Here is a 26226-nt window from a genome sequence, read left to right on the forward strand (position 1 = left end):
GTACCAGCGAACAACGATGACCAGTCCACAGTGGCCCCACGCGCGTGCAGCCGCCCCACAGCAGCGACGAGCGACTGCACCTCCGGGCGGTCACGGCGCAGCACCGGCACCGCCGCCACCCCATCAGGCACGCTCTCCGAGACCATCGCGGTCAACACCGCGTCCGGACCCACCTCCAACACCGTGCCCACACCCTGACCGTGCAGTGTGGTGATGCCATCGGCGAACCGGACCGTGCCCCGCACATGACGCACCCAGTACTCCGGATCCGTCACCAACCCCTCACCCGCGAGTTCGCCGGTCAGGTTGGACACGATCCCGATCTCCGGCTCCGCGAACCGAACCCCGGCCAGCGCCGCCCGGAAGTCCGCCAGCATCGGATCCATCAGGCTGGAGTGGAACGCGTGACTGGTCCGCAACCGCTTGACCGACCGACCCCGCGCCTTCCACACCTCAGCCAACTCAGCGATCGCGGCCTCAGGGCCGGACAACACCACCGATTCGGGCCCGTTCACCGCGGCGATATCCACCCCACCGGGCAACCCGGCCCCACCGACCTCAGCCTCACTGGCGGCCACCGCCAGCATGGCCCCACCCGCCGGCAACGCACCCATCAACCCCGCACGCGCCCGAACCAGCCGGACCGCATCCGCCAGGGACAACACCCCCGCCACGTGCGCGGCAGTGATCTCCCCGACCGAGTGGCCCATCACCACGTCAGGACGGATTCCCCAGGAGGCGAGCAGCCGGGTCAACGCGACCTCGACCGCGAACAACGCCGGCTGGGTCCACCGGGTCTCGTCCAGTCCGGGAGCGGCACCGAACACCACATCAGCCAACCCCGGCTCGAACTCGGCACACACCTCGTCGAAGGCCTGGGCGTAGACCGGGAACGCCGCATACAGCTCCCGCCCCATCCCGACCTGCTGCCCACCCTGGCCGGTGAACACAAACGCCACCCGACCCGAGCCGGCCACACCAGCGATCACATTGTTGGCTGGTGTCCCCTCAACGAGGGCGGTGAGGCCAGCCGCCAACTCCTCCCGGTCGGCCCCGACCACCACCGCACGGTGCTCCAAAGCGGACCGGGACGTGACCAATGACCAGGCCAGATCAACCGTGGTCACCTCGGGGTGCTCGACCACAAAGGACCGCAACCGCTCAGCCTGGCCACGCAGCGCCACCTCGGACCGCGCCGACAACACCCACGGCACCACCGACAGGTCCACCGCCGCAGCCGGCACCACCTCCGGCTCAACCGGCTCAACCGGCGCCTGCTCCAGAATCACATGCGCGTTCGTGCCGCTCATGCCGAACGAGGAGATCCCGGCCCGGCGTGGCCGGTCGGCCTCCGGCCACGGCACGGACTCGGTCAGCAGCCGGACATCGCCGGTTGACCAGTCCACCTGCGGGGTTGGCTCGTCCACGTGCAGCGTCTTCGGCAAGACACCGTGCCGCATCGCCAACACCATCTTGATCACACCGGCCACACCAGCCGCCGACTGGGTGTGCCCGATGTTGGACTTGACCGACCCCAGCCACAGTGGACGGTCGGCTGGCCGGTCCTGTCCGTAGGTGGCCAGCAGGGCCTGCGCCTCGATCGGGTCACCGAGCCGGGTGCCGGTGCCGTGCGCCTCGACAACGTCCACATCGGACGCGTTCAGACGGGCATTAGCCAGCGCCTGGCGAATCACCCGCTGTTGCGATGGCCCGTTCGGGGCGGTCAGGCCACTGCTCGCGCCGTCCTGGTTCACCGCCGAACCGCGAATCACCGCGAGGATCTGGTGGCCGTTGCGGCGGGCGTCCGACAACCGCTCCACCAGCACCAGGCCAACGCCCTCGCCCCAGCCGGTCCCGTCAGCCGAAGCCGCGAACGGCTTGCACCGGCCGTCCGGAGCCAGCCCACGCTGCCGACTGAACTCGACGAACAGTGTTGGCGCGGCGAGGACCATCACACCACCCGCCACCGCCATGGTGCACTCGCCCTGCCGCAGCGCCTGAACGGCCAGGTGCAGCGCCACCAGCGACGACGAACACGCCGTGTCAACGGTGACCGCCGGCCCTTCCAACCCGAACAGGTAAGCCAGGCGGCCGGACACCACGCTGCCGGCGTTGCCCGTCAGCAGATGCCCCTCCAGCCCTTCCGGTGCGGACTGGAACGCACCGCCATACCCGGAGGACGCCGCGCCGATGAACACGCCGGTCTGGTTACCGCGCACGCTGGTCGGGCTGATGCCGGCCCGCTCGAACACTTCCCAGCTGGCTTCCAGCAGCAGGCGTTGCTGCGGGTCCATGGCCAGCGCCTCACGCGGTGAGATCCCGAAGAACTCGGGGTCGAAGGTGGCCGGGTCGTCCAGGAAGCCACCGGTTCGCGCATAGCTGGTGCCCCGGTGGTCGGGGTCCGGGTCATACAGGCGATCCAGGTCCCAACCTCGGTTGGTTGGGAAGTCCGAGATGGCGTCGCGTCCGTCGGCGACCAGTTCCCACAGGTCTTCCGGCGACTGGACGCCGCCCGGATAGCGGCAGCTCATCCCGACGATGGCGATGGGCTCCTGCTCGCCAGCCTCCACTTCGAGCAGGCGCTGCCGGGTCTGGTGCAGTTCCGCGGTGACCCTGCGCAGGTACTCGACGAGCCTGTCCTCGTTCGTCAACTGACGTCAGCTCCTTGAATCGCCGTGGGACAGCGCGTTGTCAATGAAGTCGAAGAGGTCGTCGACCGTGGCGGTGGACAACCGGTCAGCGGTCTCGTCCACCTGCGTTGTCGTGCCGTTCCACTTCGCGACGAGCGTCTGGAGTCGTCCGCTGAGCGCTGAGCGCGCGCTGTCGCTCACGGGCGCCGCGAGCAACGCCGCCTCCAGTCGATCCAGTTCGGCCAGCAGCGGGATCTCCGGAGCCACCACGTCGTCGTCGCCACCAAGCTCCGCCCGCAGGTGGGCTGCGAGGTCGGCCGGTGACGAGTAGTCGAAGATGAGCGTGGCCGGCAGCCGCAGGTCGGTGGCGGCGGTGAGCCGGTTGCGCAACTCCACCGCGGTGAGCGAGTCGAAGCCCAGTTCCAGGAATCCCCGGTTCGGGTCGACTGCCGCCGCGTTGGCGTGGCCCAGCACCACGGCCATGTTGGTGCGCACCAACTCCAGCAGTTCGCGATCTCGTTCGGCCGGCGTCAGGCCGGCGATCCGCCGACGCAACGAGCTGGCGTCCACCGGGTCGGTGTTGGCTGCCCGCCGCGCCGGTGCCCGCACCAGGCCACGCAACAGTGGTGGTACGTCACCGCTCCGGTTGCTCAACGCGCCCGTGTCCAGTCGCATCGGAACGACCAGCGTCTCCGCCGAGGCTAAGCCGACATCGAACAGCTGAAGGCCCTGTTCCAGGGTGAGCGGGCGCATTCCGGCTCGGCTCATCCGGAGTCGGTCCGCCTCGCCGAGGGTCCCGGTCATCCCGCTCTGCTGTGCCCACAAGCCCCACGCCAGCGACACCGCCGGCTGACCGCAGGTGACCCGGCGGTGCTGGGCCAGTGCGTCCAGGAACGCGTTGGCCGCCGCGTAGTTGCCCTGCCCGGCCGCGCCGGAAACCCCGGCCGCCGAGGAGAACAGGACGAACGCGGCGAGGTCGCGGTCGAGGGTCAGTTCGTGCAGGTGCCAGGCCGCGTCCACCTTAGGTCGCAGCACCGCGTCCACCCGCTGGGCGGTGAGCTGCTCGACGGTGCCGTCGTCGAGCACGCCGGCCGTGTGCACCACGGCGGTGAGCGGCCGTTCGGCGGGTATGCCGGCCAGCAGTTCGGCGAGCGCGACCCGGTCGGACACGTCGACCGCGACCACGTCGACCCGCGCGCCCACCGCGGTCAGCTCCCCGATCAGTTCGCCCGCGCCTTCGGCGTCAGGCCCTCGTCGACTGGCCAGCAGCAGGTTCCGCACGCCGTTCTCGACCAGGTGTCGGGCGATCGCCCCACCCAGCGCGCCGGTGCCGCCGGTGACCAGCACGGTGCCGGTTGGGTCGAGCCGGCGGGGCAGGGTGAGCACCAGTTTGCCGACGTGCAGTGCCTGGCTCATGTGCCGGAACGCGTCAGGGGCGTTGCGCAGATCCCATGTGGACACCGGCAGCGGCCTGAGGTCGCCACGTTCGAACAGGCGCAGCAGCTCGCCGAGCATCCGGGCGGTCAGGTCAGCGCTGGCCTCCCCCAGGTCGAACGCGCGGTAGCTGGCACCGGTCCTGTCCCGGATCTCGGCCGCGTCGCGGACGTCGGTCTTGCCCATCTCCAGGAACCGCCCGGAATCCGCCAGCAGCCCCAGTGAGGCGTCGACGAACGTGCCGGCGAGCGCGTTGAGCACGACGTCCACGCCGCGGCCGGCGGTCGCGGCCCGGAACTGCTCGGCGAACTCCAGGGTTCGCGAGGAGGCGATGCGCTCGTCGGGCACGCCCAGCTCGCGCACCGTGTCCCACTTGCCGGTGCTGGCGGTGCAGAACACCTCGGCCCCCAGGCAAGTGGCCAACTGGACAGCGGCCATGCCGACCCCACCAGCTGCCGCGTGCACCAGCACCGACTCACCCGGCCGCAGGTCCGCCAACTCGACCAGTCCGTAGTAGGCGGTCAGGAAGGCGACGGGCACTGAAGCTGCCTGGTCGAACGACCACCCTTCAGGAATCCGTGCGACCAACCGGGCATCCGTGACCGCCACCGGCCCGAAGGTCCCGGGGAACAGGCCGAAAACCCGGTCCCCCGGAGCGAGATCGGTCACCTCGGGCCCGACCTCGGTGACCACGCCAGCACCCTCCTGGCCGAGCGGGCCGGCCTCACCCGGATACATCCCCAACACGTTGAGCACATCCCGGAAGTTGATCCCGGCCGTGCGCATCGCGATCCGCACCTGCCGACCGGCCAGCGGCTCCAGTACGTCAGGGCAGGGCACCGCGGCCACCCCGTCCACGGTGCCGGCCGCGGTCACCGCCAGCCGCCACGGGACGTCGCCGGGTGGCAGGGGCAGGCCGGCTTCCACCAGCCGTGCCAGCCGAGGAGCCAGCACACGCCCACCACGCACCGCCAGCTGCGGCTCGTCAACACCGGTCGGCAGTGACGGCAGCGTGTCGGGGTTGTCGGTGTCGACCAGCACGAACCGTCCCGGGTGCTCGGACTGCGCTGACCGGACCAGCCCCCAGACTGCGGCCGCAGCCAGGTCAACCACCTGCTCCGCGGCATCGACCGCGACCGCCCCCCTGGTGACCACCACCAGACGGGAATTCACCAGCCGCTCATCGGCCAACCAGGCCTGAACCGCCGCCAGCACCTCGGTGGTCACCGCGTGCGCGGCGGCTACCGGACTCTCCCCTGTGGACAGTAGCGGCAGCAACACCTGTGCCGGTACGGCCGCACCAGCGGCAAGGGCCGCCGACAGCTCGGTCACATCGGCATAGCGGTCCACTGTGGAATCGCCAACACTGTTGCCCGGCGCGCCAGTGCCACCGATCTGAACACAGCCGTCCTGTGCGGTGCTCGCGGACAGCGGGACATCAACCCAGTCGACCCGGAACAGTGAGTCGCGACCGCCGCCGCGGGCCTCGGCGAGTTGGGCCTCCGACACCGGACGCAGGGTGAGCGCGCCCACCGACAAAACCGGCCGGCCGGTGCTGTCAGCGACGGTGACCGCCACCGTCCCCGGCGTCACCGGGGTCAGCCGCGCGCGCAGACTCGCCGCGCCCGCCGCGGTCAGCGACACCCCCGCCCAGGAGAAGGGCAACCGTCCCTGGCCGTCGTTCTCGAAGAACTCACCCAGGCCAAGTGCGTGCATGGCGGCATCCAGCAGTGCCGGGTGCAGGCCGAACCGACTGGCTTCACCCTGCTGATCGGCGGGCAGGGACAACTCGGCGAAGACCTCGGTTCCGCGTCGCCAGGCCGCGCGGAGCCCCTGGAACACCGGCCCGTAGCTGAAGCCGCGTTGTTCGAGTCGCTCATACAGGTCGTCAACGGGCAGGGCGGTCGCATCTGCTGGTGGCCACTGGGTGAGTTCCACCGACGCGCTGCTCGGTTCAGCCGCGAGCACACCGGTGGCGTGCTGGGTCCAGACCTCCTCGGAGCCATCCCGGTTCGAGTGCACGGACACCGGCCGTCGGCCGGTCTCGTCGGCGGCGCCGACACGCACCTGAATCCGAACGTTCCCCTGCTCAGGGAGCACCAACGGCGCGGCCAGGGTGAGTTCCTCAACCGTGCCACAGCCGGCTTGTTCGCCGGCGCGCAGGGCGAGTTCGACAAAAGCGGTGCCCGGCAACAACACCGTCCCCATCACCGCGTGATCAGCCAACCACGGATGCGTCCGCACCGACAACACACCCGTGAACAAGAACCCATCCCCACCAGCCAACGCCACCGCCGCACCCAACAACGGATGCTCCGGCGACACCAACCCCACCGCACCCACATCACCCGACACCAACCCCGACTCCAGCCAGTACCGCTCCCGCTGGAACGCATAAGTCGGCAGTTCAACACGACGAGCCCCAGTACCAGCGAACAACGATGACCAGTCCACAGTGGCCCCACGCGCGTGCAGCCGCCCCACAGCAGCAACGAGCGACTGCACCTCAGGGCGGTCACGGCGCAGCACCGGCACCGCCGCCACCCCATCAGGCACGCTCTCCGAGACCATCGCAGTCAGCACCGCGTCCGGACCGACTTCCAGCACCGTGGCCACACCCTGGTCGTGCAGTGTGGTGATGCCGTCGGCGAACCGGACCGTGCCCCGCACATGACGCACCCAGTACTCCGGATCCGACACCAACCCCTCACCCGCGAGTTCGCCGGTCAGGTTGGACACGATCCCGATCTCCGGCTCCGCGAACCGAACCCCGGCCAACGCCACCCGGAAGTCCGCCAGCATCGGGTCCATCAGAGCCGAGTGGAACGCGTGACTGGTCCGCAACCGCTTGACCGACCGGCCCCGCGCCTTCCACACCTCACCCAACTCAGCGATTTCGGCCTCAGGACCCGACAACACCACCGCCTGCGGCCCGTTCACCGCCGCGATATCCACCCCACCCGGCAGCCCGACCTCGCTGACCTCGGCCTGGGTGGCGGCGACGGCCAGCATGGCGCCACCCGCCGGCAGCGCACCCATCAGCCCCGCACGCGCCCGAACCAGGCGCGCCGCATCCGCCAGGGACAACACACCGGCCACGTGCGCGGCGGTGATCTCCCCGATCGAGTGGCCCATCACCACGTCAGGACGCACACCCCACGAGGCGAGCAGGCGGGTCAGCGCGACCTCGACGGCGAACAAGGCGGGTTGGGTCCACTGGGTCTCGTCCACACCGGGGGCGGTGCCGAACACCACATCGGCCAACCCCGGCTCGAACTCGGCACACACCTCGTCGAAGGCTTGGGCGTAGACCGGGAACGCCGCGTACAGCTCCCGACCCATCCCGACCCGCTGCCCGCCCTGACCGGTGAACACGAACGCGAGCCTGCCGGACCCACTGGTATCCCGAACCACCGCCGACGCATCACGCTGCTCGGCCACAGCGGCCAAACCGGACAGCAACTCCTCGCGGTCGGCCCCGACCACCACCGCGCGGTGCTCCAAAGCGGACCGGGACGTGACCAACGACCAGGCCAAGTCGACCGTGGTCACCTCGGGGTGCTCGGCCACAAAGGACCGCAACCGCTCAGCCTGACCACGCAGCGCCGCCTCGGACCGCGCCGACAACACCCACGGCACCACCGACAGGCCCACTCCCCCAGCCGGCACCACCTCCGACTCAACCGACGCCTGCTCCAGAATCACATGCGCGTTCGTCCCACTGATCCCGAACGAGGACACCCCAGCACGGCGGGGCAGGTCAGTCTCTGGCCACTCCCGTGCTTCGGTGAGCAGTTCAACAGCACCCGCCGACCAGTCCACCTGCGGGGTGGGTTCGTCCACGTGCAGCGTCTTCGGCAAGACACCGTGCCGCATCGCCAACACCATCTTGATCACACCAGCGACGCCCGCAGCCGCCTGGGTGTGCCCGATGTTCGACTTGACCGACCCCAACCACAGTGGACGATCGATCGGCCTACCCTGGCCGTAGGTGGCCAGCAAGGCCTGCGCCTCGATCGGATCACCCAGCCGGGTGCCGGTACCGTGCGCCTCCACCGCGTCCACATCGGACGGATTCAGGCCGGCGTTGGCCAATGCCGCGCGGATGACCCGTTGCTGCGACGGCCCGTTCGGCGCCGTCAACCCGTTCGACGCACCATCCTGGTTCACCGCACTACCCCGCAGCACCGCCAGCACCTGGTGCCCGTTGCGCCGCGCATCCGACAACCGCTCCACCAACAGCACACCCACACCCTCGCCCCACGCGGTGCCGTCCGCGGTTCCCGCGAACGGCTTGCACCGACCGTCCGGGGCGAGGCCGCGCTGCCGACTGAACTCGACGAAGCCGATCGGGGTGGACATCACGGTGACACCACCGGCGAGCGCCATGCTGCACTCGCCCTGACGCAGTGCCTGGGCAGCCAGGTGCAGCGCGACCAGCGAGGACGAGCAGGCGGTGTCAATGGTGACCGCCGGCCCCTCGAAACCGAAGGTGTAAGCCACCCGGCCAGAGAAAACGCTGGCCGCACTCCCGGTGCCGAGATAGCCCTCAACGGTCTCCGCGGCGTTCATCAAGAGCGTGCTGTAGTCCTGCCCGTTGGTGCCGACGAACACGCCGACGTCGCTGCCACGCAGCGCGGCGGGATCGATGCCACCACGTTCGAGCACCTCCCAGGACGCTTCCAGCAGCAGGCGCTGTTGTGGATCCATGGCCAACGCCTCACGCGGCGAAATCCCGAAGAAATCCGCGTCGAAGTCGGTAACCCCGGCAACGAAACTGCCGTGCCGCACATAGGACCTGCCCGGCTGCTCGGGGTCCGGGTGGTAGACGGCCTCCTCGTCCCAGCCGCGGTCCCGAGGGAACGGGACCACCGTGTCGCGTCCCCCATCGAGCAGCTGCCACAGATCCTCTGGGGAGTTCACTCCGCCGGGGAACCGGCAACTCATGGCGACGATCGCGATCGGCTCATCCGTCACGCCCCGGCCGGTTTGGACGGTCTGCTCGACCGGGGACGCACCGGTGATCTCCGTGATCAGGTACTGAGTCAGTTCGGTGGGGCTTGGGTAGTCGAACACCAGCGTGGCGGGCAGGCGGAGACCGACCGCAGCACTGAGCCGGTTGCGCAACTCCACAGAAGTCAGCGAATCAAAGCCAAGTTCTCGGAACGCCCGCCCCGGCTCGACCTCGTCGCCTGAGGCGAACCCGAGCACACCGGCGATCTGGTCTCGGACCAGGTTCAGCACATGGCGGTTCCGCTCGGCCGGGCTGAGCGCGGTGAACCGATCGATCAGTGAGGTCGCCGCGCTCTCGGCCACTTCGGTCTGGCTGGTGTGGCGCTGGATCTCGGGCAGGTCCCGGATCAGGGGGCTGGGCAGCTCGCCCGCGGCCAGTGCCTGTTCCCACTCGATGTCGGCCACGACAACGAAGGTCTCGTCCCGGTTCAGCACCTGCTCCAACGCCGTCAGCGCCAGTTCGGGTGCCATGGACGGCACACCACGCTGCCTGAGTCGGTTCTCCAGGCTTCCCTCGGCCATGCCGCCACCAGCCCAGTGGCCCCAGCCAATCGACGTCGCCGGGAGCCCGGCCGCTCGTCGGTACTGCGCAAACGCGTCCAGGAAAGCGTTGCCGGGCGCGTAGTTGCCCTGACCAGCTCCGCCATAGGTGCCGGCGAGGGATGAGAACAGCACGAAGGTGGACAGATCCAGGTCACGGGTCAGCTCGTGCAGGTTCACCGCGGCCTGCGCCTTGACGCGCAGCACACGGTCGACCTGGTCCAGCGACAGTGCGTCGAGCACGGCGTCGTCCAACACCGCTGCGGTGTGCACCACGGCGGTGAGTGGGTGGTGTGCGGGTAGCGAGGCCAGCAGATCAGCCAGTGCGGCGCGGTCGGACACGTCGCAGGCGGCGATGGTGACCTCGGCACCGAGTTCGGTCAGTGCCGCGTGCAGTTCCTCCGCGCCTTCGGCTGCCGGCCCGCTGCGGCTGACCAGGAGGAGGTGTTCGGCTCCGTTTCCGGCCAGCCAGCGGGCCACGTGCGCGCCCAGCCCGCCAGTACCACCGGTGACCAGCACCGTGCCTCGGGGCGTCCACTCACGACTGTCCGCCTCGCTGTCCGCTGCCGCGTGCACCAACCGCCGGCCGAACCAGCCGATTGCCCGGATCGCGATCTGGTCCTCGTCAACCACCCGGGTGAGCGCGCCAACGAGTCGTGCCGTGGCCGGCGCGTCCAGTGTCGAGGGTAGGTCGACCAGACCGCCCCACCGGCCGGGATGCTCCTGACGCAGCACCCTGCCCAGGCCCCACACCATTGCCTGGGCGGGGTCGGTGATCGGGTCGGCCGGTCCGGTGGACACCGCGCCCCGGGTCAGCAGCCAGAGCGGCGCCGCCACATCGGCGTCACCCAATGCCTGCACCAGCGTCATCGTGGCAGCCAACCCACTGGGCACAGCAGGGTGTACCGGGTGTCGGCCGCTGTCCAGCGCGGTCAGGGACAGCACACCACTCAGCTGGACGGGCTGGTCGGCGACGGCGTCCCGCAGGGTGCGCGCGAGCGTGCCGCGATCAACATCCTGGTCGTCGACCGGGACCAGGATGACGTTCGCTCCGGCGTCGGTGAGCACGCTCCTGGCCCAGTCCAGCTCAGCGGAGGCACCAACGGCCAACCAGGTGCCGGTCAGCGTCGAGGCCGTGGATTCGGTGAGCGGCTGCCAGCTGATCCGGTACCGCAGCCTGTCCACAGCGGACTTCTGCTGCTGCTGGGTCCGCCATGCTGTCAGCGCGGGCAGGATCTCGGCCAGCGAACTCTCATCGATCGTCAGGTCAGCGGCCAACGCGGCCGTGTCGGCACTGTCCACAGCAGCCCAGAAGCGAGCCTCAGCTGAGCTGAGCGCCGCAATCGGTTGAGCGGTGCGGTCCAGCCAAAACCGTTGGCGCTGGAAGGCATACGTCGGCAACCCGGCCAACCCAGCCTCACCACCAGCAGGCTGCTCCGGATAGACACGGGCCCAGTCCACGGTCACGCCGCCGACCCATGCCTGGCCCAGCGCGCTGTAGAACTGCCGCAACCCGTCCTGATCACGACGCAGCGTGCCCACCGCCAGCACATCATCCCGGCCAGCCACCTCAGCCCGCTGCTCAACACCCACCGTCAACACCGGATGCGGGCTGCACTCCACAAACGCGGAATACCCCTCAGCGATCAACCTGGCGATGACCTCGTCCAGACGCACCGGCAACCGCAGATTCCGATACCAGTAGCCACTGTCCAGAGTGCTCGGGTCGACCCAGTCACCGGTCACGGTGGAACACCACGCCACCGCGCTTGGTTGGGCGGACACGCCGTCCGCGGCGGCCAGCACCTCAGCCTGAATGCCCTCCACCTGCGCCGAGTGCGACGCGTAGTCCACCGGAACCCACCGGCATCGCACCCCCGCCGCCTCCCAACCAGCGACCACCTCCGTCAACGGACCCACCGGACCCGACAACACCACCGAGGACGGGCCATTCACCGCCGCAACCGCCACCCCATCAGCTGCGGACTCCTCCAACCGAGCCACGGCCTCCTGCTCAGGCAGGCTGACCGAGACCATGCCACCCGTGCCGGCCAGACGCGCCAACGCCTGACTGCGCAACGCCACCACCCGCGCGGCGTCCGCCAGCGACAACACTCCCGCCACGTGCGCGGCGGCGATCTCACCCTGACTGTGTCCCACCACCGCCGCCGGCTCCACCCCACACGAGCGCCACACCGCCGCCAGCGACACCATCACCGCCCACAACAGCGGCTGGACCACCTCCACCCGATCCGGCCACACCCCCGAGGACACCAACTCCACCACCGAGAAGTCCACCCACGGCGACAGCACCTCATCACAGGCCCGCACCGACTCGGCGAACACCCCCGACTCCACCATCAACCGCCGACCCATACCAGCCCACTGCGAACCCTGACCGGGAAACACGAACACCACCCGGCGTGTCCCAGTCACCGCCACCGACCCCATCTGGTCGGTCTGGGCCAAGCCCGCCAGCAGTTCGTCGCGGTCGGCACCGACAACCACGGCACGGTGCTCGAACACCGACCGGCCCACCGCCAACACCCGACCCACCGCGGCCACATCCAACCCCGGCCCGGCCTCCGCCGCGAACTCCCGCAACCGCACGACCTGGTCCCGCAACGCCGCCCGCGACCGGCCAGACACCACCCACGGCACCACACCACCAGCAGACCCACCCGCGGACACATCCACCCCAGGCGCCTGCTCCAGAATCACATGCGCATTCGTCCCACTGATCCCGAACGAGGAAACGCCAGCGCGGCGCGGCCGGTCCACATCAGACCAGGACACCGATTCGGTCAACAGCCGCACCGCACCCGACGACCAGTCCACGTGCTGGGTGGGTTCGCTCACGTGCAGCGTCCGCGGAAGCAGTTCGTTGCGCAGCGCCATGACCATCTTGATCACGCCGGCGACGCCGGCAGCGGCCTGGGTGTGCCCGATGTTGGACTTTACCGATCCCAACCACAGTGGACGGTCCGCTGGCCGGTCCTGGCCGTAGGTGGCCAGCAGGGCGTCAGCTTCGATCGGGTCACCCAGTGTGGTGCCGGTGCCGTGCGCCTCCACCGCGTCCACATCGGACGCTGTCAGTCCGGCGTTGGCCAATGCCGCCCGGATCACCCGCTGCTGCGACGGCCCGTTCGGCGCGGTCAACCCGTTCGAGGCGCCATCCTGGTTCACCGCACTACCCCGCACCACCGCCAGAACCTGGTGGCCATTGCGCTGGGCATCGGACAACCGCTCCACCACCAGCACACCCACGCCCTCGGACCAGCCGGCACCGTCCGCCGCGGCCGAGAACGCCTTGCACCGACCGTCCGGAGCCAGCCCACGCGCCTTGCTGAACTCCACGAAGGTCCCCGGCGTCGCCATCACGGTCACGCCACCGGCGAGCGCCATGCTGCACTCGCCCTGCCGGAGCGCCTGGATGGCCAGGTGCAACGCCACCAGCGACGACGAACACGCCGTGTCAACGGTGATCGCCGGGCCCTCCAGCCCGAACGTGTAGGCGATCCGACCGGACAGCACACTGCCCGAGTTGCCCACCCCCAGGAATCCTTCGACATCCTCCCCTGTGGTTGACAGGTGTGCCCCGTAGTCGTGGTACATCAAGCCGGCGAACACCCCGGTCTGGCTGCCGCGCAGGCTGTCCGGTCGGATTCCCGCCCGCTCGAACGCCTCCCAGGACGCCTCCAGCAGCAGCCGGTGCTGCGGGTCCATCGCCAGCGCCTCGCGTGGCGAGATGCCGAAGAAGCCCGGGTCGAACTCGGCCGCCTCAGCCAGGAACCCGCCCTCGCGCACGTAGCTCCGCCCCGGCCGACCCGGCATCGGGTCGTAGAGCGCCTCGATGTCCCAACCGCGGTCGGTGGGGAATCCAGAGATCGCGTCGACTCCGGAGTGGACGAGCCGCCACAGGTCCTCGGGCGAGGTGACCCCACCGGGGAACCGACAGCTCATGCCGATGATGGCGATCGGCTCGTCCAGTTCGACCGTCAGTGCCGGCTTCCGCTCCGCCCACTTCCCCGTACCAACCAGCCCGACACGGATGTGTTCGGCGAGGACATTCGGGGTCGGGTAGTCGAAGACCAGCGCGGCCGGTAGCCGCAGTCCGGTGACCGAAGTCAACCGGTTGCGCAGTTCGACGGCCGTCAGCGAGTCGAACCCGAGTTCCTGGAAGGTCCGGTCCGGGGCTACCGCGTCCAGTCCAGGGTGACCGAGCACTGCGGCCACGTGTGTCCGCACCAGGTCCACCAGCACCGGGAGGTGCTCGCTGTCCGGTAGGTCCGCCAGTCGCCGCCGCAGGGACGAACTCTCCTCCACGGTCGAGGCGCGACGAAGCGCGGACCGGAGCAGGGCGCGCAGCACCGGGGGCACCGGGTTCGCCCCGATGCGTGCGCGCAGCGCGGACAGGTTCAACGGCACCGGCAGCAACACGTCGGTGCTGGTGGCCAACGCTCGGTCGAACAGGGCCAGGCCCTGGTCGTTGGTCAGCGGCACCAGCCCGTTGCGGTCCATCCGACGCAGGTCGGTCTCGGCCAACTCGCCGGTCATGCCGCTTGCCTCCGCCCACAGCCCCCAGGCAAGGGACTGGGCTGGCAGCCCGGCTGCCCGCCGGTGCTGGGCCAGCGCGTCGAGGAACGCGTTGGCCGCCGCGTAGTTCGCCTGCCCCGCCGTACCCAGAGTGCCGGCGGCCGAGGAGAACAACACGAACGCGGACAGGTCCAGCCCCTGAGTCAACTCGTGCAGGTTGACCGCACCGTCCACTTTGGGCCGGAGCACTGTCTCGAACTGCTCGGTCGTCAACGACTCCACCACGCCGTCCGCCAGCAGACCCGCCGCGTGCACGACCGCGGTCAACGGGTGTTCGCGTGGGATGCCTGCCAACACCGCGGCCAACTCATCGCGCTCGGCCACGTCACAGGTAGCGATCGTGACGTCCGCACCGAACTCCGTCAGCTCAGCCACCAGGTTCGCCGTCCCAGCGGAGTCCGCTGCGCCGCGCGTGGTCAACACCAGACGCCGCACCCCGTGCTCGGTCACCAGGTGCCTGGCCAGCAACCGCCCCAAGGTGCCCGTGCCGCCAGTCACCAGCACCGTGCCCTGAGTGGCGAACACCGGCCCGCCATCGGGCTTGGCTGCGCCAGCCCTGGTCAGTCTGGGAGCGAACAGCGTGCCGTTCACGTCCAGCGCCAACTGGCTCTCGTCGGTGAACGCCAGTGCTGGCAACGCGGCGTCAGCAGGTTGGTCAGCCAGATCGAGCAGCACGAACCGGCCGGGGTGCTCGGTCTGGGCGGACCGGACCAGACCCCAGACCGCCGCTGCCGCTGGATCAACCCCGGCGCCGTCCGAGGCTGTCACCACGGCATGTCTGGTTACCAGAACCAGGCGTGCGGATGCACAGCGCTCCTCAGCCAGCCACTGCCGCACCAGGTCGAGCGCGGTCAACGCGAGATGACGTGCCCGGGCCGAAAGATCAGCCACGGGCTGCTCCGACACCAACATCGGCGCCAACACCAGATCGGGCACGGCATCGCCGGTGGCGAGAAGGCCGGTGAGGTCGGTGTGACACCGCACGACCACCCCGGCAGTGGCTGTCAACCCGAGGTCGTCCTGGCCGAGCACGGCCACGGTTTCGACCTGGTCGGCTGGTGCCGTGACCGGCAACCACTCCAGTTGGAACAGCGCGTCCTGGTGCGGGTCGCGCGCTTCCGCCAACTGGTCCGGCGCCATCGGCCGCAACACGAGCGACCGCACCGTGGCCACAGGCGCGCCGGCCGGGTCGGCGAGCTGAACCGACACCGCGTCGGTGCCGGCCGGGGACAGCTTGACCCGGAGGCGGGTCGCACCCACAGCTCGCACGTCAACTCCGGTCCAGGCGAACGGCAACAGGCCAGCACCATCCGCTGACTGCTGTGCTCCACCCAGTCCAGCGGCGTGCAGCGCGGCGTCCAGCAGGGCGGGATGAATGCCGAACCGCGCCGCATCCGCGGTGGCCTCGCTCGGCAGGCTCACCTCGGCGTAGATGTCATCGCCACGACGCCAGGCCGCGCGCAGGCCCTGGAACGTGGGCCCGTAGGCGAAACCACCCTCTGCCAGTCGCTCGTACAGGCCGTCCACCGGCAGCGGCTCGGCCCGCTCCGGCGGCCACACCCGCAGATCGATCAGCTCGCCAGAACCACCGCGTGCCAACGTGCCGGTCGCATGCCTGGTCCACGGCCGGTCAGTGGTGTCATCCTGTGGCCGAGAGTGCACCGTGACCGGACGGCGGCCGTGTTCGTCCTCAGCGCCCACCGCGACCTGAACCTCAAGACCACCCTGTTCAGGCAGCACCAGTGGTGCCGCGAGGACCAGGTCCTCCACCACCTCGCAGCCCACCTGCTGGCCGGCCCGAACCGCGAGTTCGAGCATGGCGGTGCCGGGGAGTAGGACGGTACCCAGCACGGCGTGATCAGCCAGCCACGGATGCGACCGCAACGAACAGGACGCCTCAACACCGGACTCCTCCAACCGAGCCGCGGCCTCGTCGGCGGACAGCGCGACCGAGACCATGCCACCCGTCCCGGCCAGACGCGCCAACGCCTGACTGCGCAACGCCACCACCCGCGCGGCGTCCGCCAACGACAACACTCCCGCCACGTGCGCGGCCGCGATCTCCCCCTGACTGTGCCCCACCACCGCCGCCGGCTCCACCCCACAGGAGCGCCACACCGCGGCCAGGGACACCATCACCGCCCACAACAGCGGCTGGACCACCTCCACCCGATCCGGCCACACCCCCGAGGACACCAACTCCACCACCGAGAAGTCCACCCACGGTGACAACGCCTCATCACAGGCCCGCACCGACTCCGCGAACACCCCCGACTCCGCCATCAACCGCTGACCCATACCGGCCCACTGCGAACCCTGACCAGGGAACACGAACACCACCCGCCGGGTACCGGTCACCGCCACCGAACCCACCTGGTCGGTCTGGGCCAAGCCCGCCAGCAGTTCGTCGCGGTCGGCGCCGACAACCACGGCACGGTGCTCGAACACCGACCGGCCCACCGCCAACACCCGACCCACCGCGGCCACGTCCAACCCCGGCCCGGCCTCCGCCGCGAACTCCCGCAACCGCACGACCTGGTCCCGCAACGCCGCCCGCGACCGGCCAGACACCACCCACGGCACCACACCAGCGGTCGGCACTGGCTGTTCGCCTGGCGCCGTGGCCTCATCAGGCACGTTCTCTTCAAGGATGACGTGGGCGTTGGTACCACTGACCCCGAAGGACGAGACACCTGCACGGCGCGGCCGGTCGGTTCGTGGCCAGTCCCTTGCCTCGGTCAGCAGTTCCACGCCGCCGGCCGACCAGTCCACATGCGACGACGGCTGATCCACGTGCAACGTCTTCGGCAACACCCCGTGCCGCATGGCCAACACCATCTTGATCACACCACCAACACCAGCAGCCGCCTGAGAATGCCCGATGTTCGACTTCAACGAACCCAACCACAACGGACGGTACACCGGCCGATCCTGACCATAGGTCGCCAACACCGCCTGCGCCTCGATCGGATCACCCAACGTCGTACCGGTGCCGTGCGCCTCCACCACATCCACATCGGAAGCGGACAGCCGCGCCGCCGCCAACGCCTGCTGGATCACCCGCTGCTGGGACGGCCCGTTCGGCGCGGTCAACCCATTCGACGCACCATCCTGATTCACCGCACTACCACGCACCACCGCCAATACCGGATGCCCGTTGCGCCGCGCATCCGACAACCGCTCCACCAACAGCATGCCCACACCCTCAGCCCAGGCAGTGCCATCAGCAGACTCGGCGAACGCCTTGCACCGACCGTCCGGAGCCAACCCACGCTGCTGACTGAACTCCACGAATCCCTCGGGTGTGGCCATCACGGTGACCCCACCGACCAGCGCCAGCGAACATTCGCCCTGGCGCAGCGCGTGGCCGGCCAGGTGCAGCGCCACCAGTGACGACGAACACGCCGTGTCCACCGTGACCGCAGGGCCCTCAAGTCCGAAGGTGTAGGCGATGCGACCGGAGAAAACGCTCGCCGCGTTGCCGGTCAGCAGATAGCCACCGAGCCCCTCGGTGGTCTCGCTCGCGCCTGGCCCGGAGATCTGGGCCATGCCGCCGACGAACACCCCGGTCTGACTGCCCTGGAGGGAAGTCGCCGGGATACCGGCCCGTTCGAACACCTCTGCCGAGACTTCGAGCAGCAATCGCTGCTGCGGGTCCATTGCCAACGCCTCGCGTGGGCTGATGCCGAAGAACTCCGCGTCGAACAGGGCGGCGTCGTGCAGGAACCCACCCTCCCGCACGTAGGACCGGCCGGGCCGGCCAGGCTCTGGGTGGTAGAGCCGTTCGAGGTCCCAGCCCCGGTCAACCGGGAAGCCGGAGATGGCGTCCACCTCGTTGGTGACGAGCTGCCAGAGTTCCTCCGGCGACCGCACTCCACCCGGATACCGGCAGCTCATGGCCACGATGGCCAGTGGTTCGCCGTCCTTCTCCTCCACCTCGCGCAGGCGAGCCCGCACATCGTGCAGGTCCGCCGTCACCCGCTTGAGGAAGTAGCGAAGCTTGTCTTCACTTGTCGTCATTGGACAGTCCTCGGGATGGTTTCGGTCGGGGAGACGCGGCACGGGGTTCGTGTGTGGGATCGCTGGTCATGAGATGCCGAACTCGTTGCCGAGCAGTTCGAACATCTCGTCGTCCGAGGCGGAGTCGAGCTGACCGGCTATTGAGGACGAAGCCGGTGCTCCCGTGGCTTCCTTCCACTTCGCGACCAGGATCTCCAGACGCGCCATGACCCTGGTGCGCTCGCCGTCGTCGGGCGGAAGCGACATCAACGACGCTTCCAGCCGGTCCAGCTCTTCGGTGGCCGGCGGAACGGTGGCTGGAGCGATCTCGTTGCCCAGGTGTTCGGCGACCGCGGCGGTGGTCGGGTAGTCGAACACGAGCGTGCTGGGCAACCGCAGGCCGGTAGCGGCGGTCAGGCCGTCGCGCAGTTCGACGGCCGCCAACGAGTCGAATCCCAGGTCGCGGAATGGCCGCGTCGGGTCCACCAGCTCGGCGGACGAGTAGCCGAGCACGGTGGCGACCGCGTCCCGCACGAGGTTCACCAACTCCTGCTCACGATCCGCGGCGGGCAGGGCGTGCAGGCGGTCGAGCAACACCGAATCGCCGGCAGCGGCCGCAGCGGATTCGGCCGTCTCCGCCAGCACCTCACGGACCTCAGGGAGATCGCCGAGCAGCGGACTCGACCGCATCGCCGTGAAGGCGGGGATGAACCGGGACCAGTCAACGTCCGCCACCACCACGGCTGGCTCAGCACGGTCCAGCGCGTGCCGCAGAGCGGTGATCGCGTGCTCGGGTGGCAACCCGGGCACACCGCGCCGCAGCATCTGCTCCCCGGCCTCACCCTCAGCCATGCCCTCGCCGGCCCACGGTCCCCAGGCGATCGAGGTCGCGACGAGCCCACGAGCCCGCCGCCGCTCAGCCAGCGCGTCCAGGTAGGCGTTGCCGGCCGAGTAGGCCGCCTGTCCACCGCTGCCCCAGGTCGCCGCGATGGACGAGAACAGCACGAACGCGTCCAGCGGAGTCTCTTCCAGCAGTGCGTCCAGGTTTGCCGCACCAGCGGCCTTGGCTGAGACCACCCGGGCGAACTCGGCGAGGTCGGTGTCCACCAATGCCGTGGGGTCCCCGACTCCGGCCGCGTGCACCACGGCGGTCAACGGGTGTTCCTCGGGGATGGCGGCCAACACGTCCGCAAGTGCCGCACGGTCGGCCACGTCGCAGGCCACCACGGTCGCCCGCGTGCCAAGTGCGGTCAACTCCCGAACCAACGCGTCCGCCCCTGGTGCTGCCCGGCCACGACGGCTGGTCAGCACCAGGTGTTCCGCGCCGTTGGCGGCCAGCCACCTGGCCAGGTGACCACCGAGCGCACCGGTCCCGCCAGTCACCACGACCGTGCCGCGGGGCTTCCACCTGACGGTTGTGCCGCCGGCGGTCGCCCGCACGAGCCGCCGGCCGTACCGCCCGGAGGTCCGCAGCGCCACCTGGTCCTCGTCGTCCCCACCCGCGAGCACCCCGTGCACGAGGCTGACCACCGAGTCGTTCAGGGTCTCGGGCAGGTCAACCAACCCGCCCCAGCGGCGCGGGTGTTCCAGGCCGACCACCCTGCCCAGACCCCACACCTGCGCTTGGTCGGGGTCGGGTTCCGCATCGGCCGAATCGACTCGGACAGCGCCCTGGGTCACACACCACAGCGGGACCTCGAACTCGACGTCACCAAGGGCCTGGACGAGCGTCACGGTGGCAGCCACTCCAGCTGTCAGTCCGGTGACCGATGTTCCCGATGCCAGTGCCAGCAAGGAAAGCACGCCCGCTGGAGGTTCCTCGGGCAGAGCAGCGCGCAGCAGTTCGCCGGCGCGTTCTCGGCCGCAGTCAGCGGGTAGCTCAAGCCGGACCGTTGCAGCACCGCTGCTGCCGATCACTCCGATGAGTGCGTTGACCAGTTCATCATCGGTGAACCCGGCTGGGGTCACCAGCAGCCAGCGGCCGGTCAGTTCGGCAGCCGCCGGTTCGGTCAGTCGCTTCCAGTCGACTCGGTAGCGCCATCCGTCCACAACGGTCTCGTTGGCCAGGTTGCCCCGCCAGCGCGAGAGTGCGGGCAGCACTGATTCCAGTGCGGTTTCGTCCTCGATCTGGAGGGTGTTGGCAAGCTCAGCGAGGTCCTCGCGCAACACCGCTTCCCAGAACCTGGCATCAACCGTGCTCTGGGCAAGCGGTCTTGCCTGGGCCTGCTCCAGCCAGTACCGCTCCCGCTGGAACGCATAAGTCGGCAGATCAACACGACGAGCCCCAGTACCAGCGAACAACCCCGCCCAGTCCACAGTGGCCCCACGCGCGTACAGCCGCCCCACAGCAGCAACGAGCGACTGCACCTCCGGGCGATCACGGCGCAGCACCGGCACCGCCACCACCTCGGCTGGCACGGTGTCCGAGACCATCGCGGTCAACACCGCGTCCGGACCCACCTCCAACACCGTGGCCACACCCTGGTCGTGCAGCGTGGTGATCCCGTCGGCGAACCGGACCGTGCCCCGCACATGACGCACCCAGTACTCCGGATCCGTCACCAACCCCTCACCCGCGAGTTCGCCGGTCAGGTTGGACACGATCCCGATCTCCGGCTCCGAGAACCGAACCCCGGCCAACGCCGCTCGGAAGTCCGCCAGCATCGGGTCCATCAGGCTGGAGTGGAACGCGTGACTGGTCCGCAACCGCTTGACCGACCGACCCCGACCCCGCCAGAGCTGTTCCAACTCACCGATCTCGGCTTCAGGACCGGACAACACCACCGATTCGGGCCCGTTCACCGCCGCGATATCCACCCCACCCGGCAGCCCGACCTCGCTGACCTCGGCCTGGGTGGCTGCGACGGCCAGCATGGCGCCACCCGCCGGCAGCGCACCCATCAATCCCGCACGCGCTCGAACCAGCCGCGCCGCATCCGCCAGGGACAACACACCGGCCACGTGCGCCGCGGTGATCTCCCCGATCGAGTGGCCCATCACCACATCAGGACGCACACCCCACGAGGCGAGCAGTCGGGTCAACGCGACCTCGACCGCGAACAACGCCGGCTGGGTCCACCGGGTCTCGTCCAGTCCGGGAGCGACACCGAACACCACATCAGCCAACCCCGGCTCGAACTCAGCACACACCTCATCGAAAGCCTGGGCGTAGACCGGAAACGCCGCATACAACTCCCGACCCATCCCGACCCGCTGCCCACCCTGACCGGTGAACACGAACGCCAGCCTGCCGGACCCACTGCTGTCCCGAACGACGGTTGGTGCTGGTCTGCCGTTGGCAAGAGCGGTCAGCCCCACCTCCAGGTCAGCGCGAGACTCGCCAACCACCACCGCACGGTGCTCCAAAGCGGACCGGGACGTGACCAACGACCAGGCCAGATCAACCGTGGTCACCTCGGGGTGCTCGGCCACAAAGGACCACAACCGCTCAGCCTGACCACGCAGCGCCGCCTCGGACCGCGCCGACAACACCCACGGCACCACCGACAGGTCCACCGCCGCAGCCGGCACCACCTCCGGCTCAACCGGCGCCTGCTCCAGAATCACATGCGCGTTCGTCCCACTGACGCCGAAGGACGAGACCGCAGCACGACGGGGCTGGCCGGCCTCCGGCCAGTCCTGTGCCTCGGTGAGCAGGTTGACCGCGCCGGCCGACCAGTCCACCTGTGCTGTTGGCTCGCTGAGGTGCAGGGTCTTGGGCAGGATGCCGTGCCGCATGGCCTGGACCATCTTGATGATCCCGCCAACGCCTGAGGCCGCTTGGGCGTGGCCGATGTTGGACTTCAACGACCCCAGCCACAGTGGACGGTCGGCTGGCCGGTCCTGGCCGTAGGTGGCCAGCAGGGCCTGCGCCTCGATCGGGTCACCGAGAACGGTGCCGGTGCCGTGCGCCTCCACCGCGTCCACATCGGACGTATTCAGGCCGGCGTTGGCCAGGGCGGCCCGGATGACCCGTTGCTGCGACGGCCCGTTCGGCGCGGTCAACCCGTTCGACGCACCGTCCTGGTTGACCGCACTACCGCGCACCACCGCCAGGATCGGGTGCCCGTTGCGCTGCGCATCCGACAACCGCTCCACCAACAGCACACCCACGCCCTCGGCCCACGCGGTGCCGTCCGCGGAGGCGGCGAAGGACTTGCAGCGGCCGTCCGGGGCCAGCCCGCGCTGCCGGCTGAACTCGACGAAGGCCGCGGGCGTGGACATCACGGTCACGCCACCGGCCAACGCCATGGTGCACTCGCCCTGTCGCAGTGACTGGGCAGCCAGGTGCAGCGCGACCAGCGAGGACGAGCACGCCGTGTCCACGGTGATCGCGGGACCTTCCAGTCCGAACACGTAGGAGATCCGGCCGGACAGCACGCTGGCCGCCGTGCCGATGCCCAGGTTGCCGCCGACCTGTTCCGGTGCCTCGTGCAGTGGCGGGCCGTAGTCCTGGGCGGATGTTCCGGCGAACACGCCGACGGGCCGGCCGCGCATCGACCGGGGGTCGATACCGGCGTGTTCGAACGCCTCCCAGGATGCCTCCAGCAGCAGCCGCTGCTGCGGGTCCATGGCCAACGCCTCACGCGGACTGATGCCGAAGAACTCCGCGTCGAACTCGGCCGCGCCGGCCAGGAATCCGCCCGACCGGACGTAGGTCTTGCCGGGCCGGCCCGGCTCCGGGTGGTAGCACTCGTCCACGTTCCAACCGCGGTCGGCCGGGAAGCCCGAGATGGCGTCCGTGCCGGTCAGCACCAGTCGCCACAGTTCGTCGGGGGAACTGACCCCGCCCGGGTAGCGGCAGCTCATGCCCACGATGGCGATCGGGTCGTCGGACGGAGCGCGCGTCGGGGTGTGCACCGGCGCGGTCAGGTCGCGGCCGGTCAGCTCGGCGGCCAGCCGTTGGGCCAGTGCGATCGGGGTCGGGTGGTCGAAGACCAGGGTGGCCGGCAGGCTCAGCGTGGTGGCGGCGGCGAGCCGGTTGCGCAGTTCCACGGCGGTGAGTGAGTCGAAGCCCAGCTCGCGGAACGCGCGTTCGGGGTCCACGGCGGCCGGTGAGGTGTGCCCGAGCACCGCTGCCGCCTGGGTGCGCACCAGTTCGACCAGTTCCGCGTGCCGGTCGGCCTCGGTCAGTCCAGCCAGCTGGCCGGCCAGGGACGCGGCAACACCGGGCGAGCTGCCGGTGCCGGCGGTGGTGCCGGTTGGCACCGCCCGCCACTGGGTTTCGCCGGTCCCTGGCTCGGCCATCCAGTACCGCTCGCGTTGGAACGGGTACGTCGGCAGCTCGACGCGGCGTGCGCCGGTGTCGGCGAACACCGCTGGCCAGTCGACTACGGCGCCGTGGGTGTGCAGCGCGGCCACCGCGGCCAGCAGGGATGGTGCTTCTGGGCGGTCGGCGCGCAGCGTGGCCACGGCGGGGGCGGCGTCGGCCACCTGGTGGGCCATCGCGGTCAGCACCCCGTCGGGTCCCAGTTCCAGCGTGACCGTGACGTCGGCGGTGCGCAGCGCGCGGATCCCGTCGGCGAACCGGACGGCGTCCCTGGCGTGCCGCACCCAGTAGTCGGGCGAGCACAGCAGGTCTGGTTCGGCCAGGTTCCCGGTCACGGTCGAGACCACCGACAGTGCCGGCTGGTGGAAGGTCAGCCGGTCGGCGACCGCGCGGAAGTCCGCGAGCATCGGCTCCACGTGCGGTGAGTGGAACGCGTGGCTGGCTCGCAGCCGTTTGACGCGGCGGCCGGCGGCCTCCCAGTCGGCCGCGATGCTGCGCACGGCCGGCTCGGCACCGGAGATCACCACCGAGGTGGGGCCGTTGACCGCGGCGATGGACACCTGGTCGGTCAGGTCGGCGATGGCCGCCAGTGCCTCGGCCTCGGTGGCTTCGACCGCCACCAGCGCCCCTGGTTCGGTGAGGGCCTGCATGAGCCAGCCACGTGCCGCCACCAGTGCGCTGGCGTCCGCGAGGGAAAGCACACCGGCGACGTGGGCGGCGGCGATCTCGCCGATGGAGTGGCCCAACACCACGTCGGGACGCACCCCCCAGGATTCGAGCAGGCGGTACAGGGCGACCTGGAACGCGAACAGCCCGGCCTGGGCGTAACCGGTCTGATCGAGCAGGGCGGCCAGGTCCGTGCCCGGGTCGGCGAACACCACGTCCCGCAGCGGGTGCGCGGCGTTGCCGGCCATGTGGCCGTCGAGTTCAGCCGCGACCTGGTCGAACGCGGTGGCGAAGACCGGAAACGCCGCGGCCAGTTCCCGTCCCATGCCCGCGCGCTGCGAGCCCTGGCCGGAGAACAGGAAGGCGACGCTGGTCGTCGAGGACGCCGTGCCGAGCACGGCGGCGGACGGCTGTCCCTCGGCGAGGGCGGTGAGCGCGGCAAGCAGTTCGGCGCGGTCGGCGGTCGTGATGGCGGCCCGCTGCTCCAACTGGGCCCTGGTGGTGGCCAGTGAGTGGGCCACATCGGTCAGCGGGTGTTCCGGGTGGATGTCCAGATAGGACCGCAGCCGGCCAGCCTGGGCGCGCAGGGCCGCCTCGGTCTTGGCGGAGAGCAGCAACGGCAGCACCGGTAGTGCCGCGACCGGCCGCGGTTCCGGCTCCACACCGGACACTGGGCTTTCGGTCAGGATCAGGTGCGCGTTGGTTCCGCTCACCCCGAACGAGGAGATGCCGGCGTGGCGGGGCCTTGCTGTCCGCGGCCAGGGCTGTTGCTCGGTCAGCAGGCGCACGGCGCCGGCGGACCAGTCCACGTGCGGGGTCGGCTCGTCCGCGTGCAGCGTGCGGGGTAGCGCGCCGCGGTCGAGTGCCAGCACCATCTTGATGATCGCGCCGACGCCGGCGGCGGCCTGGGTGTGGCCGATGTTGGACTTCAGCGAGCCCAGCCACAGCGGCTCGGTGCGGTCCTGGCCGTAGGTGGCCAGCAGCGCCTGCGCCTCGATCGGGTCACCGAGCACCGTGCCGGTGCCGTGCGCCTCCACCGCGTCCACATCGGACGGTGTGAGGCGGGCGTCGGCGAGCGCGGCCCGGATCACCCGCTGTTGGGCGGGCCCACTGGGTGCGGTCAGGCCGTTGGACGCGCCGTCCTGGTTCACCGCGGACCCGGCCACCACGGCCAGCACGCGGTGGCCGTTGCGCTGCGCGTCGGACAGCCGCTCCAGCACCAGCACACCCACGCCCTCGGACCAGCCGGTGCCGTCGGCGGCCGCGCCGAACGACTTGCACCGGCCGTCCGGGGCCAGCGCGTGCTGCCGGCTGAACTCCACGAACCCACCGGGGGTGGCCATGATCGACACGCCGCCGGCCAGGGCCAGCGTGCACTCACCCGAGCGCAGGGCACGCACCGCGAGGTGCACGGCCACCAGCGACGCGGAGCAGGCCGTGTCCACGGTGACCGCCGGGCCGTGCAGCCCGAACAGGTAGGCGATGCGCCCGGACATGACGCTGGCGGCCTTGCCGGTCAGCAGGTGACCGGCGACGGTCTCCGGGGCCTCGTGCAGCCGGGGGCCGTAGTCCTGCCCGTTCGTGCCGACGTAGACGCCGGTCTGGCTGCCGCGCACGGTTTCCGGCGGGATACCCGCGCGTTCGAACGCCTCCCAGGTGGCTTCCAGCAGCAGCCGCTGCTGCGGGTCCATGGCCAGTGCCTCGCGCGGGCTGATCTCGAACAGGCTCGCGTCGAACTCGGCCGCGTCGCGCAGGAACCCACCGGACCGGACGTAGCTGGTGCCCGGCCGGTCGCCGTCCGCGTCGTACAGGCCGGCCAGGTCCCAGCCGCGGTCCTCGGGGAAGTCACCGATCGCGTCCCGGCCTTCGGCGACCAGCGTCCACAGGTCTTCGGGGGACCGGACACCGCCCGGGTACCGGCAACTCATCCCCACGATCGCGACCGGCTCGTGCGCTCGGTCGGCCAGTTCTCGTGCCTGCGCCCTGGCTTCGCGGAGTTCGCTGGTGGCGCGCTTGAGGTAGGCGAGCAGCTTTTCCTCGTTCGTCGTCAACGTCGACTCCACTCCGACGGCATGAGCA

At 70.1% G+C, this 26226-nt stretch carries 2 protein-coding genes and 1 pseudogene; all 3 read right to left on the reverse strand.

The genetic code is table 11. The annotated features are described in order from the left end of the window. A partial coding sequence (locus LX83_RS37140; protein WP_253780794.1) for a type I polyketide synthase occupies positions 1–2651 on the reverse strand: 2651 nt, incomplete at its 3' end. Between the two features lie 6 nt (positions 2652–2657). Next, positions 2658–18275, reverse strand: a complete 15618-nt coding sequence (locus LX83_RS37145; protein WP_407649768.1) for a type I polyketide synthase — start codon at positions 18273–18275, stop codon at positions 2658–2660. Between the two features lie 24 nt (positions 18276–18299). After that, positions 18300–26156 (reverse strand): annotated as a pseudogene (locus LX83_RS37150) (type I polyketide synthase); the annotation flags it as partial. Between the last annotated feature and the right edge of the window lie 70 nt (positions 26157–26226).

Source organism: Goodfellowiella coeruleoviolacea (assembly GCF_024171785.1).
Lineage (GTDB): Bacteria > Actinomycetota > Actinomycetes > Mycobacteriales > Pseudonocardiaceae > Goodfellowiella > Goodfellowiella coeruleoviolacea.